At 67.6% G+C, this 14,229-nt stretch carries 12 protein-coding genes; 7 read left to right on the forward strand and 5 right to left on the reverse strand.

The annotated features are described in order from the left end of the window. Nucleotides 1–36: 36 nt before the first annotated feature. Nucleotides 37–2,094 carry a hypothetical protein gene (locus EV216_RS07600; RefSeq protein ID WP_165899185.1) on the reverse strand — a complete coding sequence of 686 codons (2,058 nt, stop codon included), beginning with the start codon at nucleotides 2,092–2,094 and terminating at the stop codon, nucleotides 37–39. Between the two features lie 168 nt (nucleotides 2,095–2,262). Here EV216_RS07600 and EV216_RS07605 point away from each other — a divergent pair, with 168 nt between their 5' ends. Then, nucleotides 2,263–2,958: a thiamine diphosphokinase gene (locus EV216_RS07605; RefSeq protein WP_132694464.1), complete on the forward strand. Its 696-nt coding sequence runs from the start codon at nucleotides 2,263–2,265 to the stop codon at nucleotides 2,956–2,958. Here EV216_RS07605 and EV216_RS07610 read toward each other — a convergent pair. After that, nucleotides 2,912–3,826, reverse strand: a complete 915-nt coding sequence (locus EV216_RS07610; protein ID WP_132694465.1) for a DMT family transporter — start codon at nucleotides 3,824–3,826, stop codon at nucleotides 2,912–2,914. The genes EV216_RS07605 and EV216_RS07610 overlap by 47 nt on opposite strands. 82 nt (nucleotides 3,827–3,908) lie before the next feature. Next, complete coding sequence (locus EV216_RS07615; protein WP_132694466.1) at nucleotides 3,909–5,285, reverse strand: L-serine ammonia-lyase; 1,377 nt, start codon at nucleotides 5,283–5,285, stop codon at nucleotides 3,909–3,911. Between the two features lie 163 nt (nucleotides 5,286–5,448). On the opposite strand from EV216_RS07615, the gene rpiA reads away from it, so the two are divergent. The 6 genes from rpiA (at nucleotide 5,449) to EV216_RS07645 (ending at nucleotide 11,544) form a co-directional block, all read left to right on the forward strand. Beyond that, on the forward strand, nucleotides 5,449–6,231 hold the full coding sequence (gene rpiA / locus EV216_RS07620) for a ribose-5-phosphate isomerase RpiA (protein ID WP_132694467.1): 783 nt from the start codon (nucleotides 5,449–5,451) through the stop codon (nucleotides 6,229–6,231). Between the two features lie 7 nt (nucleotides 6,232–6,238). Further along, nucleotides 6,239–7,597, forward strand: a complete 1,359-nt coding sequence (gor, locus tag EV216_RS07625) for a glutathione-disulfide reductase (protein ID WP_132694468.1) — start codon at nucleotides 6,239–6,241, stop codon at nucleotides 7,595–7,597. A gap of 92 nt (nucleotides 7,598–7,689) precedes the next feature. Next, the gene (gene hflK, locus EV216_RS07630; protein ID WP_132694469.1) at nucleotides 7,690–8,814 is read left to right on the forward strand and encodes an FtsH protease activity modulator HflK; all 1,125 of its coding nucleotides are present in this window, start codon (nucleotides 7,690–7,692) and stop codon (nucleotides 8,812–8,814) included. A 2-nt stretch (nucleotides 8,815–8,816) separates the two neighbouring features. Further along, a complete protein-coding gene (gene hflC / locus EV216_RS07635) occupies nucleotides 8,817–9,725 on the forward strand; it encodes a protease modulator HflC (RefSeq protein WP_132694470.1) in 909 nt (302 codons plus the stop codon). Continuing rightward, nucleotides 9,722–9,916, forward strand: coding sequence for a DUF2065 domain-containing protein (locus tag EV216_RS07640; RefSeq protein ID WP_132694471.1), 195 nt, complete (start codon nucleotides 9,722–9,724; stop codon nucleotides 9,914–9,916). The genes hflC and EV216_RS07640 overlap by 4 nt, the downstream gene beginning before the upstream one ends. A gap of 131 nt (nucleotides 9,917–10,047) precedes the next feature. Further along, nucleotides 10,048–11,544 (forward strand): DegQ family serine endoprotease, encoded by a 1,497-nt coding sequence (locus EV216_RS07645; protein WP_132694472.1) that lies wholly within the window; start codon nucleotides 10,048–10,050, stop codon nucleotides 11,542–11,544. A 63-nt stretch (nucleotides 11,545–11,607) separates the two neighbouring features. On the opposite strand, the gene EV216_RS07650 is transcribed toward EV216_RS07645, so the two are convergent. After that, nucleotides 11,608–12,588, reverse strand: coding sequence for a 2-dehydropantoate 2-reductase (locus EV216_RS07650; protein ID WP_132694473.1), 981 nt, complete (start codon nucleotides 12,586–12,588; stop codon nucleotides 11,608–11,610). Nucleotides 12,589–12,690: 102 nt separating this feature from the next. After that, a complete protein-coding gene (locus EV216_RS07655; RefSeq protein ID WP_132694474.1) occupies nucleotides 12,691–14,223 on the reverse strand; it encodes an acyl--CoA ligase in 1,533 nt (510 codons plus the stop codon). Between the last annotated feature and the right edge of the window lie 6 nt (nucleotides 14,224–14,229).

Consider the following 14,229-nt stretch of genomic DNA (forward strand, 5'->3'; position numbering starts at 1 on the left):
AGCACGGCACGGGCCACCTCGTCGGCGCACCGAACGTCAGGCGTGGCGGCGCTCGGCTTCGGGCGTGTCGCCTTCGGGGGCGCGCGCGGCCAGAACGAACGCGCCGCGTCCGACCTTTCGGAATGTGCCGATGCGCAACAGTCCGGCGAAGGCGCGCAGAGCCTCCCCGCGCGAGATGTCTGCTTCGGAATGGTCCAGTGACAGACGCAGCACCTCGGGGCGTGTAAACCGCTCGTGGCCCCGTTCCGTCTGCAGATAGGTCGCCGCGGCCTCGATCACCCCGGCAATCCCGGTGGTGCCGTGATCGGCAAGATAGCGGGTGAAGCCAAGCGTCCCGGCGGCATTCCCGTCGGGCAACGCGCTTTCCGGCGCGTCCGCGGCGTCTCTGGCGGTCATGCCGCGCGGGCGGAGTGCCATTCTCGCCTCGCCCGGCAGGGACTGCGGTATGTCAACGCGTTGTTCTGAGACCAGCATCAGCGGAGCAAGATGCCGGTGTTGGCCGGTCGGTGCGTCGGACGAATCCGAGCGGTCGCCGCGCACGACCTTGGCCAGAACCTGGCGATAGGGTCGACGGGCGTGCTCATCCTCGGACCCTGCGGTGCGCGCCGTACCTGACCGGATATCGGCGAAGGTCGCAGCCACGGCTGCCTTGAGATGTGCGATCGAACTGTGGCGGCGCGTTTGCTCGATCCCGTCGAGCTTGGTATTGGTCTCGTCCCAGATCCGCTGAACCGCGGTTTCGACCTGCGCGGGGGACGGCGAGTCAACCGGATCGTCGGACTGATCGTCAGGATGTGCGTCGGTGTCGATCCTCATTGCGATGGCGTTGCCCGGTTCAGCCTGCGCAGGAGTGGTTTCTGCGGACAGCCGGTCCTCGAATCCGAGCGGGCTGTCCAGCACAAGCGGCCCCTGCTCTGCGGGGGGGGCATGTTGCATGGCGCTATCGTCCGGGCGCGCCGCGCCGGGTGCCATGTCCTCGGGCGCGTCCGGTTCGACCGGCCCGCAGGGGGCGGCTCCTGCCGTCTCGGACGATCTGTCGTCCTGCGGCATCCGAGGCATGTCGTCGGTCAGGGCGCGCGTGGGCGTCTCCGGCGCGGGGGCGGTCCCGGGGTCTTGCAGAGAACCGACGGCGGCGAATTCGGTCCAGATCGCGGCGAGTTTGGCCTGAAGCTCGGCCTCGGCTGCATCAGCGAGGCGCGGCTCGTCCAGCCTCCGGTCCCGCTCGGGTGACGGCGGCGCGGCTGCGGGGCGAGGTGCCTCGGGCCAGTGAGCCGCAACGGTTTCGCGCTTGAGCTTGAGCACCCGGGCGCGGGCGCGCGGCGGTACGGTTTCGATCCCTTGTGCAACAACCGGGGCGGCGACGGAATCCGGGGCGGGGGGATGGTCCGGCCTGGTCGGCGCGCGTGCCGCCACCCGCGATCCGAGCGCAGGTTCGTTCATATCGGCGTGTCCCGTCGCATCAGCCGACGGGGACTCGGGGGCCTTGACCGGGATCGGGTCGCTGGCCAAAGCGGTGTCTTTGTCGGTTCCGACGCGCGATTCATCGGTCGGTCCGGCAAGGGGGAGGCCCGACGCTTCTGCGGTCGGGTCAGGCGACTTTGGGGCGGGGTGGCCCTCCTTCCGGAGGGGGGCAGGCGCGTCGCTTGCGGTGTCGAGGAAGGGGGCGGAATACTCGGCCGGAGCGGCTGTGCGGGCGCTCTCGACCACCGCGCGGATGCGCGCGAGTTTGGCCGCGACGGTTTCCGGTTCGTCGGACGGCCGCGCGCCGTGCGGGGGGAGGCTGTCCTGCGCTGTCGGGACGGCGGTCCGGGACATGGCCTCAGCAAAGACCGGCGGCACGTCGGGAGCGATTCCGGCGCCGGTCCGAGGCGCCGGACGAAGCACGATTCCGTCCTCATCCACGCGCGCTTCGACGCGCTTGCGGATCTCGCGTTCTACGATGCTTTGCAGCATTCGGGCATCCGGGCTTGGCGGTTCGGCACCGAAGAACCGATCATCCGCGGCGAGATCGCGAAAATACTCGGCGATTGCCTTCATCGTGCCAAAGGAATCCTCGAATCCCTCGAGCGTGCATGAGAAGGTGCCGTAGGACACCGTCAATATCTTGCTTGCACCGACCATGGACGCTCGCTTTCTTCCCCCGGCTTGATCGGGCGAGTATTTACCATAGGCTCCTTCGCAAAGATGAACAGAAAGTGTTTTTTCGTGGATTTTTCAGCGTTTCGGTTGAGTTAACTCCGATCCTGACTCATTGCTGCCGTGATGTCGCCAGATTTGATCCGAAGTCCCGACGCAATCGCAATCATCGGGGGTGGTTTCGTTAACCCGAATCACCTAGCGCGTGTGCGCCGCCTTGCGGCCGAATTGGTGGCGGCCGATGGCGGGGCGGATCATGTCCTCGCAGCGGGGCTGATACCGCGGTTGGTGATCGGGGATTTCGATTCGATTTCCGATCGGGCACGCGTGGTGCTGCCCCCCGAGCGGATGCAGCATGTGGCCGAGCAGGACAGCACCGATTTCGAGAAATGCCTGCGAGCGGTGGCCGCGCCGTTGATCCTGGGGTTGGGCTTCATGGGGGCACGGATCGACCATGCGTTGGCGGCGATGAACGCGCTGGCGCGCTATCCTGACCGGCGCTGCATCCTGATCGGCGAGGCGGATATCTGTTTTCTCTGTCCGCCGGAGTTGCGCCTTGCCCCGCCGCAAGGCGCGCGGCTGTCGCTGTTCCCGATGGGGCCGGTGCGGGGGGAGAGCGAGGGGCTGCGCTGGCCGATCGCCGGGCTCGACTTCGCGCCGGGCGGGCGGATCGGCACCTCGAACGAGGTCACCGGCCCGGTGACGCTGCGCATCGAGACCGGTGCCATGGTGGTCATCCTGCCCGAGACGGAACTGGAGGCCACCGCCGCGGCGCTCATGGCGCAGGTGGCGGCGGGCGGTTCAGGTGACGCTCGCGCATGAAGACGTAAAGTCCGGCACCCATGATAATCGCGATGCCCACCAAGGCCTGGGCATCGGGCAGGTCGTCGAAGATCAGGAAGCCGAGGATGGCGGCGGCGACGATCTCGAGATATTGCAGTGGTGCGATCACCGCGGTCGGCGCGCATCTGAGCGCGGCGCTGACGAAAAGATGCGCCACGGTGGCGGCAAGCCCCACCCCGGCGAGCCAGAGCCAGAAGATGCCCCGTGGCATGACCGGGTCGAGCGGGGCGATACCGGACCCCTCGAAGACCGCGAGCAGCGGCAGTACGATCACGCAGGCGCCCAGCGCCGTCCACGCCTGCAGCGCCACCGGATGGGTGTGGCGCGCCACCTGCCGGGTCGCGACCATGTAGCAGGCGAAGAACAAGGCCGTCAGAAGCGGCAGCAGGGCCGCCGCCCCGAAGGCGGCGAAGCTCGGCCGGATCACCAGGAGCGCGCCGACAAAGCCGATGATACAGGCCAGAACCCGCCGCCAGCCCACGGTTTCGCCCAGCACCAGCGCACCCAGCAGCGTCAGGATGAAGGGCTCGACGAAGAAGATCGCGATGGCATCGGCCAGCGGCATCACCCGCAGCGCGGCGAAGAAGGCGGAGGTGGCGGCGAGGATCAGGCCGGCGCGCAGCAGGTGCAGTCCGGCCTCGCCCGGGGTGGGGCGGGTGAGGAGACCAAGCAGCGCCGCCAGCGGAACCAGGATCGCCGCCTGCACGGCAAAGCGCGCGGCCGCGATCTGGGCGACGGGGATTTCGGACGAGGCCAGCTTGGCGAAGCTGTCCATCACCGGGGCGGTGACGGTGAAGCCGATCATCAGCATTATGCCGGCGAGGATGCGGTCGGGCGCGGGGCTCATCGCGCAGTGATGCACCGGCCGTGCGATCCCGTCCAGCGCCCCGCGCGGGATGTGGGGCAATGGGAAGCGCCCGGGGCGCCGCTCAACAGTTCGGAACGTTGACGGCCAGCCCGCCCAGCGCGGTTTCCTTGTATTTCTCGCTCATGTCGCGGCCGGTCTGGCGCATGGTCTCGATGCAGGCATCGAGCGGCACGAAATGGTCCCCGTCGCCGCGCAGCGCAAGCGAGGCGGCCGAGACCGCCTTGATCGCGCCCAGTCCGTTACGCTCGATGCAGGGCACCTGAACCAGCCCCTTCACCGGATCGCAAGTCATGCCCAGGTGGTGTTCCAGCGCGATCTCGGCGGCGTTTTCAACCTGTCCGGGGCTGCCGCCCATGACCGCGGCCAGCCCCGCCGCCGCCATCGCCGCGGCCGAGCCGACCTCGGCCTGGCAGCCGCATTCGGCGCCCGAGATCGAGGCGTTGCGCTTGATGATGCTGCCGATGGCGGCCGCGGTCAGCAGGAGATCCCCCACTTTCGAGGGCTGCGCGCCGGGCACATGATCCAGCCAGTAGCGGATCGTGGCGGGCACCACGCCCGCCGCGCCGTTGGTGGGCGCCGTGACCACCCGGCCACCGGCGGCGTTTTCCTCGTTCACGGCCATGGCATAGACGCTCATCCAGTCGTTGATCGTGTGTGGCGGCGTCAGGTTCAGCCCGCGTTCGGCGATCAGCGCCTGGTGGATCGCATGTGCCCTGCGGCGTATGTTCAGCCCGCCGGGCAGGGTGCCGTCGGTGGCCAGCCCGCGGTCGATGCAATCGCACATCGCGGTCCAGATCGCCGCAAGCCCGTCGTCAAGCGCGGGGGGGCTGCGCCGGGTCAGTTCGTTCTGCCGCTTCATCTGCGCGATGGTCAGGCCGGATCGGGCGGCCATGTCCAGCATCTCGGCCGCGTTGCGAAAGGGGTAGGGGACGGGGGCGCCTGCGCCGTTCTCGGGATCACCGGACGCAAGTTCGGCCGCCGTGCGCACGAAGCCGCCGCCGATGGAATAATAGGTCTCGGTCAGGATCACGTCGCCCTGGGCGTCGGTGGCAGACAGGACCATGCCATTGGCATGGCCCGGCAGCGCGCGGTCGTAGTCGAAGACCAGATCCCGGGCAGGATCGAAGGCGAGCGGGTCCAGCCTCTCGGGCACGACGCGATTCTCGGTCCGGATACGGGCGAGGGCGGCTTCGGCGGCATTGGCATCGTAGGTTTCGGGGCTCACCCCGTCGAGGCCGAGTATGACTGCCCGATCGGTGGCATGCCCGACACCCGTGAAGGCCAGCGAGCCGTGCAACGTCGCGCGCAGGCCATGGGCGCGAAAGGGAGAGGCGCGCAGCAGGTCGAGAAACCGCGCCGCGGCCACCATCGGCCCCATCGTGTGCGAGGACGAAGGCCCGATGCCGATCTTGAAGATGTCGAAGACGGACAGATACACGGATATCCTCCCCGTGACCATAACTGGCGTGGCTGGCAACATTTTCCACCCCGAAAGCGACGTTTCGTGCGGAGCGCGCGGTCGTGCCTCCTGCGCAATTGTCCCTCGCAGCCCTGATCCAACTTGCCTATAAGGGCACGGAGCCGAGAGAGGAGACCACCCCATGTCCGCCGAGCTTTCCCCCATCGAGAAGGCCAAGTTCGTTGCCGCCAAGCGTGCCAGCGATATGGTGGAGAACGGGATGAAGGTGGGGCTGGGCACCGGCTCGACCGCGGCCTGGATGGTGCGCTGCCTGGGCGAGCGGGTGCGCCAGGAGGGGCTGAAGATCAAGGGCGTGCCGACCTCGACGCGCACGGCCGACCTTGCGCGCGAGGTGGGGATCGAGGTGATCGCGCTGGACGAGGCGGGCTGGCTGGACCTGACCATCGACGGGGCGGACGAGTTCGATGCCGAGCTGAACCTCATCAAGGGGGGCGGCGGGGCGCATTTGCAGGAAAAGATCGTCGCCAGCGCGTCCGACCGCATGGTGGTGATTGCCGATCCGGCCAAGGAGGTGGCGCATCTGGGCGCCTTCCCGCTGCCCGTCGAGGTGATCCCCTTCGGCTGGAAGACGACGCGCAAGCTGGTCGAGGAGATGCTGGAGGGAATGGACGTGCTGGGCCGCGACGTCACGATCCGCATGAACGGCGCGATGCCCTTTGTCACCGATGAGGGCAACCATATCCTCGATCTCCACCTGCTGCGCATCGGCAACCCGCGGCAGTTGGCGCTGGTGCTGAACCAGGTTCCCGGTGTGGTCGAAAACGGGCTGTTCATCGACATCTGCGACACCGTGGTGATCGGTCACGGAGATGGTCGGGTCGAGCTGCGCGACGTGGCTGCGGGCAGCGTGCAACAGGACAGCATGGAATTCGCCGAAAGCGAGAACCTGTTCAAGGATGTCTGAGCGCGGCATGGCCTTCGACTACGATCTTTTCGTCATCGGCGGCGGTTCGGGCGGGGTCCGGGCGGCGCGGCTGGCCGCGGCCGAGGCGGGCGCGCAGGTCGGGCTGGCCGAGGAATACCGCATGGGCGGGACCTGCGTGATTCGCGGCTGCGTGCCCAAGAAGCTGATGGTCTTCGCCTCGGGTTATGCAGGCGCAATGCAGGATGCGCGCGCCTATGGATGGGATGTCGCGGCGGGCGGCTTCGACTGGGCGGCGTTCCGGACCAGGCTGGATGCGGAGCTTGATCGGCTTGAGGGTATCTATCGCGGCAACCTGCAGAAGGCAGGGGTTGAAATCTTCGATACGCGCGCCGTGCTGGCCGATGCACATACCGTGCGGCTGGCCGATGGCACCGAGAAGACCGCGCGCCATATCCTGGTCGCGACTGGCGGTCGGCCCTTCGTGCCCGAGTTCCCGGGGTCAGAGCATGTCATCACCTCGAACGAGGTGTTCAGGTTCGAGGCGCTGCCCAAGCGCATCCTGATCGTCGGTGGCGGCTATATCGCCTGCGAGTTTGCGTGCATCCTGAGTGGCTTGGGCGTCAAGGTGACGCAGTATTATCGCGGCGCGCAGATCCTGCGTGGTTTCGACGAAGAGGCGCGCGGCCATATCGCCGGGGCGATGTGCGACCAGGGCATCGGCCTTCGGCTGGGCTGCAACGTGCAGCGGATCGACCGGGTCGCGGACGGGCTGTGGGTCAAGGCCACCGACGGACATGACGGGGTATATGATGCGGTGCTTTACGCGACCGGGCGAGTCCCCAACACCGCGGGTCTGGGTCTTGAGGATCTGGGCATCGGGCTGAAGGGGAACGGCGCGGTCGAGGTCGACGGCTATTCCCAGACCGCTGTCCCCTCGATCTATGCGGTGGGCGATGTGACCGACCGCATCAACCTGACGCCCGTGGCGATCCGCGAGGGCGCGGCCTTTGTCGAGACGGTGTTCAAGGGCAACCCCACGCGCGCCGATCACGAACTGGTGCCCGGCGCCGTCTTCACCCGGCCCGAATTCGGAACGGTGGGACTCAGCGAGGAAGAGGCGCGCGCCCGCGGCGGGGTGGAGGTCTACGCAACCGCGTTCCGGCCGATGCAGTCGGGTTTTTCGGGACGCGAGGACCGGGTACTGATGAAGCTGATCCTCTGCGCCCATACCCGCAGGGTTTTGGGGTGTCATATCGTCGCCGACCATGCGGGCGAGATGATACAGTTGGCCGCGATCGCGATCCGGATGGGCGCGACCAAGGACGACTTTGACCGCACCGTCGCGGTGCATCCGACCATGGCAGAGGAACTGGTGACGTTGAAGGCGCCGGTCAGGACGTGGTGAAGGCGGGTTGAATTCCGCCCCCGAGCGACCAGTTAGGTCACACGAGTTTGCGAGACGAGCGAGAACGGTAACAGGAAAGAGGTAAGACCTGGATGGCTGGACAAAGTGGCGGTCCCTGGGGCGGCGGAGGCCAGGGCGGTGGCAACCGCGGCGGTAATGGCGGCGGAGGTGGTCGCGGCCCCGGCGGTGAGCCGCCCCAGATCCCCGAGATCGACGAGCTGATGCGCCGCGGGCAGGAGCAGTTGCGCGTGCTGATGGGCGGGCGTGGCGGGCGCGGCTCCGGTCCAAAGCTGACCAAGGGCGGGATCGCGCTCGGCGTTCTGGCGGCCGTCGGGGTCTGGCTTTTCTCTTCGCTCTACACGGTCAAGCCCGAGGAACAATCGGTCGAGCTGTTTCTGGGCGAGTATTATGCCACCGGCCAGCCCGGTCTGAACTTTGCCCCCTGGCCGGTCATCACCGCCGAGGTGGTCAACGTTACCGGCGAACGCACCGAGACTATCGGCATGCGCCGGGGGGCCATCGAAGACGGGCTGATGCTGACCACCGATGCAAATATCGTGGATATCGACTTCCAGGTGGTCTGGAACATCAACGACCCGGCGAAGGTGCTGTTCAACATCCGCGATCCGCAACTGACCGTGCAGGCCGTGTCGGAATCGGTGATGCGCGAGATCATCGCCGCCTCGCCGCTGTCGCCGATCCTGAACCGCGACCGGGGCATCATCGCGGACACGGCGCGGCTGAACATCCAGGAGACGCTGGACGAATATGACAGCGGCATCAACATCGTGCGGATCAACCTCGACAAGGCCGACCCGCCCGCCGAGGTGATCGACAGCTTCCGCGAGGTGCAGGCCGCAGAACAGGAACGCGACCGTCTGCAACGCCAGGCCGATGCCTATGCCAACCGCGTGGTGGCCCAGGCCCGAGGCGAGGCCGCGCAGATCATCGAACAGGCCGAAGGCTATCGTGCCCGCGTTACCAACGAGGCGCTGGGTGAGGCCAGCCGCTTCACGGCGGTCCTGACCGAATATGTCAAGGCGCCAGAAGTCACGCGCAAGCGGCTTTATCTGGAAACCATGGAAAAGGTGATGGGCGAGGTGGACAAGACCATTCTGGACCCGGCGGTGCTGGGCGGCGATGGCGGTCAGGGCGTGGTGCCCTACCTTCCGCTCAACGAGCTGCGCCGCAGCACGACCGGGGCAGGGGGGAACTGAAGATGCGCAAGACGATGATGATCGTTCCGATCCTGTTCCTGGCGCTTATCCTGGGGCTGTCCTCGATCTTCGTGGTGGACGAGCGCGAAAAGGCGCTAGTGCTGCAATTCGGCCAGATCAAGGCGGTCAAGGAAGAGCCCGGGCTCGCCTTCAAGATCCCGTTCATCCAGGAGGTCGTGCGCTATGACGACCGGATCCTGTCGCTGGACACCGACACGATCGAGGTCACGCCCTCGGATGATCGCCGGCTCGTGGTCGACGCCTTCGCCCGCTATCGCATCGCCGATGCGGTGCAGTTCCGTCAGGCCGTTGGCGTCGGCGGGTTGCGCGCGGCCGAGGACCGGCTGTCCTCGATCCTGAACGCCCAGATCCGGGCCGTTCTGGGTGCCGATCAGGTGACGTCGGACACCATCCTGTCCGAGGATCGGCGCATCCTGATGACGCGGATCCGCGACCAGTCGCGCGAGCTTGCCCGCAGTATCGGTCTGGAAGTGGTTGACGTGCGGCTGAAGCAGACCAATTTGCCCGCACAGAACCTCGAGGCGACCTTTGCCCGGATGCGGGCCGAGCGTGAACGCGAGGCCGCCGACGAGATCGCCCGCGGTAACGAGGCGGCGCAGCGGGTGCGCGCCCTCGCCGACCGGACCGTGGTGGAACTGGTCTCGGATGCCGAGCGCGAGGCGCAGATCACCCGAGGCGAGGCCGATGCCGAGCGCAACGCGATCTTCGCCGAAGCCTTCGGCGCCGATCCCGAGTTCTTCGCCTTCCTGCGCTCGCTGCGGGCCTACGAGAATTCGCTGATGGCGGGCAATTCGTCGATGGTGCTGACGCCGGACAGCGAGTTCTTCGACTATCTCAAGCAGGCCGAGCGTCCGCAACCGCCGGCTCCGGGGATTGCCGCGGCGCAATGAGCTTTGTCGTTCTGGCCATCGGGCTGGTTCTGGTCGTGGAGGGGCTGGTGTTCGCACTGGCCCCTTCGCGTCTGGACGAACTGGTTGACCTGATCCGCCGTATCCCGCCGGAAACACGGCGGTTTATCGGGCTGGTCGCCGTTGCGCTGGGCACCGCGCTCATCTGGCTTGCCCAAAGGCTTGCGGGGTGAAACACTGCGCCCATCACGGCCTGTTGACGCGCCGCGACGGGCGTTGAGTTGCACCGCCCTGGGACAGGCGCATATCGCAGGAAACAAGGGGTTCGGTCCCTGCACGCTCTGGCCGGACCCGCAGGGAACGCATGCAGGAGGATCCAAGCGTGACATCGCAGGCCATTTCCAATCCCGCCCGTCCCGCGCCGACCTGGCTTGGCCCGGCGCGCGCGCTGGCGCTGGCCGCCGCCCTTGCGCTGGGACAGGCATCCGGCGCGCTGGCCCGCGCCGCGCCCGAAAGCTTTGCCGACCTCGCCGAGCAGGTCAGCCCGGCGGTGGTCAACATCACCACCTCGACCACGATTGCGGGCCATACCGGCGTGACGCCGATGGTCCCGCCGGGGTCGCCTTTCGAGGACTTCTTTCGCGACTTCATGAACCCGGACCGGGACGGCACCCGCCCGCCACGCCGCAGTCAGGCGCTGGGTTCGGGCTTCGTGATCTCGCCCGACGGCTATATCGTCACCAACAACCACGTCATCGAGAAGGCCGACGAGATCACCATCGAGTTCTTCTCGGGCACGACCCTCAAGGCCAGCGTTGTCGGCACCGACCCCAATACCGATATCGCGCTTCTGAAGGTCGAAAGCGACAGCCCGCTGCCCTTCGTGTCCTTCGGCGAGTCCGACGCGATGCGTGTGGGCGACTGGGTGATGGCCATGGGCAACCCGCTGGGTCAGGGTTTCTCGGTCTCGGCGGGCATCATCTCGGCCCGGGGCCGGGCGCTCTCGGGCAGCTATGACGATTACCTGCAGACCGATGCCGCGATCAACCGCGGCAACTCGGGTGGGCCGCTGTTCAACATGGCGGGCGAGGTGGTGGGTGTGAACACCGCGATCCTGTCGCCCAATGGCGGCTCGATCGGGATCGGTTTCGCGATGTCCGCGACGGTGGTGACGAATGTGGTCGACCAGCTCAAGGAGTTCGGCGAGACCCGGCGCGGCTGGCTGGGCGTGCGCATTCAGGACGTGACCCCCGACATGGCCGAGGCGATGGGCCTCGAGGAGGCGCGCGGCGCGCTGGTGACCGACGTGCCCGAAGGCCCGGCAGCCGAGGCGGGCATGGAACAGGGCGACGTGATCCTGAGCTTTGACGGGGTCACGGTGGATGACACCCGCGGGCTGGTGCGCCAGGTCGGCAACACCGCCGTCGGCAAGACCGTCAAGCTGACCGTATTCCGCGGCGGCGAGACTGAAACGCTGGACGTGACGCTGGGCCGCCGCGAAACCGCCGAAGGTGCCGTGCCCGCGGTCGCCTCGCCCGATACCCCCGAGGAACCCGACACGCGCGAGATGCTGGGCATGACGCTTGCGCCCCTGACCGACGCGCTGCGGGAACAGCTCGAACTGGGCGCGGGCGCCGAAGGGCTTGTCGTTCAGGATATCGACGAAGCGCGCGAGGCCTATGAAAAGGGTCTTCGCGCGGGCGACCTGATCACCGAGGCAGGCCAGCGCAAGGTGCTGACCATTGCCGATCTCGAAGCCCGCATTTTCGAGGCCCGCGATGCGGGGCGCAAGTCGTTGCTGCTGCTCGTGCGCCGAGATGGAGAACCGCGCTTCGTGGCGCTGTCGGTCGCCGAGGACTGAGCCGCCAGAAACACAAGGGGCGCCCGTCATCGGGCGCCCCCTTCGAGTCCGGGCGATGCCCGCTCAGTAAAGCCCGGCCACTCGCGCCCGCAGCGTGACCAGCGCCAGGACCGCGTCGATGGTTGGCGTGGGCGTGCCGGTGACGCGCCCCAGCTCTTGCACCGAACCCACCAGCGCGTCGATCTCCATCGGTCGGCCCATGGTCAGGTCCTGCAGCATCGAGGTCCGGTGCGCGCCCACCGCGGCGCCGCCCTCGATGCGTTTGTCCACGTTGACGGGGAACTTCACGCCGAGCTTCTCGGCGATTTCCTGCGCCTCGAGCATCATGTTGCGCGCCACTTCCCGCGTGCCCGGATCGGTGCACAGCACGTCGAGCGTCGCATGGGTCAACGCCGAGATCGGGTTGAACGACAGGTTGCCCCAGAGCTTCACCCAGATCTCATCGCGGAGTTTCGGGCGCACGGGCGCGCGCAGCCCCGCCTCGCTCAGCGCCTTCGAAAGCGTCTGTGCCCGCTCGGATTTCGACCCGTCCGGCTCGCCCAGCGAAAAGCGGTTGCCCTCGATATGCTTGACGACGCCGGGCTCGATCACTTCCGCCGCCGGGTAGACCACGCAGCCCAGCATCCGGTCCGGGCCGAACCCGTTCCACTGCACGTCGCCCGGGTCGAGCGTTGCGAGCCGCGTGCCCTCGTACAACCCGCCGACCTTGTGGAAGTACCACCAGGGTACGCCGTTCACGCCCCAGACGATGGTGGTGTTCTCGCCGATCAGCGGCTGCATCCTGTCGACCACCGGTGGCACCGAATGCGCCTTGAGCGTGATCACGACATAGTCCTGCGGCCCCAGGTCGGCAGCGTTGTCGGAGGCGGTGACCGGCACAGTCACGTCCGTGCCGCTCTCCTCCTCGATCAGGCGCAGCCCGTTTTCCTGCATCGCTGCCAGATGCGGCCCCCGCGCCACCAGGCTGACCTCGGCACCGGCCTGCGCCAGCTTCGCCCCCATGTAGCCGCCGATGGCGCCCGCCCCGAACACACAGATCTTCATGCACAATCCCTCGTCTCGCCGCGGACCCGCTCCCGCCGCCCTGTCTTCTTCTGGCCGTAAATATCCCCGCCGGAGGCAGCCCGGCCCTTGGCCGGGCTGCCTTCAAGCCGCGCTTTCCGCCAGCCCCAGCTTCTCGGCCAAGCCGATGCGTTGCAGCTTGCCGGTCGCGCCTTTCGGGATCTCGTCAAGGATGACCACCTTGCGCGGCACCTTGAAATCGGCCATGCGCGCGGCGGCGAAATCGCGGATCTCGCGCTCGGTGGCGGTCGCGCCCTCGCGCAGCACGACCGCTGCCGCCACCTCCTCGCCAAGCTTGGGATGGGGCAGGGCGAAGGTCACGCATTGCGCGATCGCGGGATGCTCCATCAGCACGCCATCGACCTCCAGTGGGCTGACCTTTTCGCCGCCGCGGTTGATGATCTCCTTCAGCCGCCCGGTGAGGTGCAGATAGCCGTCATCGTCGAACGCGCCCTGATCGCCGGTGCGGAACCAGCGCTGGCCGTCCGCCTCGAAGAAGCTTTTCGCGTTTGCCTCGGGGTTGCCCTCATAGCCCGGGGTCACGTTGGGACCCGAGATCACCACCTCGCCCGTGCCGTCAACCAGCCGGTCCTCGATCTCGTGGGCGATGCGCACCATCGGCCCCGCCTCGACCCCGACCGAGCCCGGTTTCTGCGCGCGCGGCGGCAGCGGGTTGGAACACATCTGGTGGGTGGCTTCGGTCATGCCATAGCCCTCGATCACCGGCGCGCCGAAGGTCTCTGCCAGTTCCATCATCACCTGCGCAGGCAGCGAGGCCGAGGAGGAGCGCAGGAAGCGCAGCCGCGCGGCGTCGATCACGTCGCGGTTACGGCTGGCGCGCGACAGGATCGCCTGATGCATGGTCGGCACCGCGGTATACCAGGTCGGGTCCGCGTCCTTGAGCCAGCCGAAGAATTTCAGCGCGTCGAAGCCCGGCGCGCACCAGATCGAGGCGCCCGCCGAAAGCGACGCGCTGACCGCGGCCAGGAGCCCGTGGATATGAAAGAGCGGCATCACGTTCAGGCAGCGATCCGCAGGCGTCAGGTCCAGCGAGGCGCGGATATTCGCGGCCGAGGCGGCGACATTCGATTGCAGCAGCGGCACGATCTTGGGCCGCGAGGTGGTGCCCGAGGTGTGCAGGATCAGCGCGACATCGCCGGGCAGCGGCTCGCCGGTATCGCAGGCCCCGCCGCCGCCTTCGGCCACAAGCTCGAACTCCCCAGCTGGTGCCGCCGGATCGAAGCGCAGCCGCATCACGGTCAGCCCGAAACGATTGGCCGCGGCCAGCGCCGGGCCGTCATAGCCCTCGGCCAGAACGATGGCCTTGGCCTTCAGATCCTCGAGGTAAAAGGCATATTCGTCCTCGCGATAGGCGGGGTTCAGCGGCGCGGTCGTCGCCGCCTGGGCGATGGTGACGAAGGCCGTGGCCATTTCCGGCCCGTTCGGCAGGACGATGGCCACCCGGTCGCCCCGGCCCACGCCCGCGGCGTGAAGCTGGCCTGCCACCTTGTCGCCCAGCGCGCGCAGTCCGCCATAGCTCAGCCAGTCGCGGCCCGGCGCGCCGATGGCGGGGCTCGTGTCGTCATGTCCCTGGAGGAATGCCTTGATGGTCGTCACCTCGAT

Origin of the sequence: Rhodovulum steppense (assembly GCF_004339675.1) — a bacterium.
Classification (GTDB): domain Bacteria; phylum Pseudomonadota; class Alphaproteobacteria; order Rhodobacterales; family Rhodobacteraceae; genus Rhodovulum; species Rhodovulum steppense.

Bases quoted from the DNA above. Each gene is read 5' to 3' on its own strand.
- EV216_RS07605 (WP_132694464.1), top strand. From the start codon at position 2,263: ATGTCGCCAGATTTGATCCGAAGTCCCGACGCAATCGCAATCATCGGG.
- EV216_RS07610 (WP_132694465.1), bottom strand. From the start codon at position 3,826: ATGAGCCCCGCGCCCGACCGCATCCTCGCCGGCATAATGCTGATGATC.
- rpiA (WP_132694467.1), top strand. From the start codon at position 5,449: ATGTCCGCCGAGCTTTCCCCCATCGAGAAGGCCAAGTTCGTTGCCGCC.
- gor (WP_132694468.1), top strand. From the start codon at position 6,239: ATGGCCTTCGACTACGATCTTTTCGTCATCGGCGGCGGTTCGGGCGGG.
- hflK (WP_132694469.1), top strand. From the start codon at position 7,690: ATGGCTGGACAAAGTGGCGGTCCCTGGGGCGGCGGAGGCCAGGGCGGT.
- hflC (WP_132694470.1), top strand. From the start codon at position 8,817: ATGCGCAAGACGATGATGATCGTTCCGATCCTGTTCCTGGCGCTTATC.
- EV216_RS07640 (WP_132694471.1), top strand. From the start codon at position 9,722: ATGAGCTTTGTCGTTCTGGCCATCGGGCTGGTTCTGGTCGTGGAGGGG.
- EV216_RS07645 (WP_132694472.1), top strand. From the start codon at position 10,048: ATGCAGGAGGATCCAAGCGTGACATCGCAGGCCATTTCCAATCCCGCC.
- EV216_RS07650 (WP_132694473.1), bottom strand. From the start codon at position 12,588: ATGAAGATCTGTGTGTTCGGGGCGGGCGCCATCGGCGGCTACATGGGG.